This window comes from Dietzia sp. E1 (genome assembly GCF_014145015.1).
GTDB lineage: Bacteria > Actinomycetota > Actinomycetes > Mycobacteriales > Mycobacteriaceae > Dietzia > Dietzia cinnamea_A.
Map to the genome: position 1 here is coordinate 1 of NZ_JAALDU010000538.1, position 1,523 is coordinate 1,523.

The following is a 1,523-nucleotide window of genomic DNA, read 5'->3' on the forward strand; positions in this document are numbered from 1 at the left end:
TGGGGGCTCGGTCAGGTGCCGCGCCGGGTCGGGTCAGGCGCGGGCCGCGCGCCGGCCGGCGAGGACCGCGTCGACGCTGTAGCGGCCGGGGCCGACCAGACCGAAGACCGCGGCAGCGAGTCCGACCACGGCGACGAGCTCCCAGCCGTTGTTGGAGACGTAGACGCCGGAGCCGGCGTGGACGGTGAAGAACGCGCCGATCATGACGACGACGACGAGGACGGCGACCAGGGGGGGTGAGCAGTCCCAGGATGAGCAGGATGCCTCCCACGAGCTCGATCGCGCCGACGGCGGCGGCGGCGGCGGCCGTGGCCCCGGGGATGCCGACCGAGTCGAAGAAGGCGCCGGTGCCCTCGATGCCGTTGATGGCGAACTTCTCCCAGCCGTGGGCGATGAGGACGACGCCCAGGATGACGCGCGTGATGAGCAGGCCCGCGTCGCGGACGGTCGCGGGGACGGGCAGGAGCCGACTGTCGACGGCCTCGGGGCGGGTGGCCGTGCTGGTGGTCATGGGAGTCCTCTCGGTAAGTGATACGGCACATACTTTTACCCACCCGCTATGTGTCGTGTCAACTAGGTCGCTATAGTGGGGCTATGGCAGATCAGGCTCGGAATCACCAGGTGCGATGGCTGGACAGCGAGGAGAAGGCCCTGTGGCGGGACTACCTCGCCGTCCAGGGCCGCCTCCACCTCGAGATCCAGCGGGACCTCAAGGCGTCCTCCGATCTGACCGAGCCCGAGTTCGAGGTCCTCGTGTACCTCAGCGAGGCGGACGGCCCGCAGCGCATGACCGCCCTGGCCGACGTCCTCATGTGGGAGCGCAGCCGGCTCTCCCACCAGGTGAGCCGCATGATCAAGCGCGGCCTCGTGCAACGCACCGCCTGCCCCGAGGACGGCCGGGGGGCGTTCGTCTCCGCGACCGACGAGGGGATGCGGGCCATCGAGCAGGCCGCCCCGGACCACGTCGCCACCGTGCGGCGGGAGTTCCTCGACCGCCTCGGCGAGGACGACAAGCGGGAGCTCGCCCGACTTCTCGCCAAGGTGCGGGGCGCGGACGGGGCTGAGGCGACTCGGCGATCCGCCGTCGCGGGCGTACCCTCAGGGGCGTGAACGCAGTGCTCGTGGTGGTCATGGTGCTCCTCGTGGGGCTCGCGGTCGTGGTCGGCGGCACCGGGCTGGCGGGCCTCCTCGGCCGACTCCCCGGCAACGGCGTCCTCGGCGTTCGCACGCCCGAAACCCGCCGCTCCCCCGAGGCGTGGGAGCTCGCCAACCGGGCCGCCGGACCCGCGTTCCTCGGCTCCGGTCTCGTGCTCCTGCTCGGTGCGCTCGCCCTGGGACTGATCGGCGGCTGGGTGGGCGGCCTCGTCGTCGTCGTCTCCCTCGTCGGCTCCCTCGCCCTGCTCAGCGTCGCCGGCCTCGCCGGGGCACGCGCGGCGGCGATCTGGGCCGCCACCCAGGACGACGACCAGGCCGGATGTGGCTGCGGCCCCGACGGTTGCGGCGGCCACTCCGGCACCGACACC

Annotated in this window: 3 protein-coding genes; 2 read left to right on the plus strand and 1 reads right to left on the minus strand. The window is 72.7% G+C overall.

The features are described 5' to 3' along the window. A partial coding sequence (locus G6030_RS15225) for a DoxX family protein (RefSeq protein WP_241724393.1) occupies positions 1–511 on the minus strand: 511 nt, incomplete at its 3' end. 83 nt (positions 512–594) lie between these two features. Here G6030_RS15225 and G6030_RS15230 point away from each other — a divergent pair. Beyond that, on the plus strand, positions 595–1,110 hold the full coding sequence (locus G6030_RS15230; protein ID WP_182643694.1) for a MarR family transcriptional regulator: 516 nt from the start codon (positions 595–597) through the stop codon (positions 1,108–1,110). Next, a partial coding sequence (locus tag G6030_RS15235; protein ID WP_182643695.1) for an SdpI family protein occupies positions 1,107–1,523 on the plus strand: 417 nt, incomplete at its 3' end. The genes G6030_RS15230 and G6030_RS15235, both read left to right, overlap by 4 nt.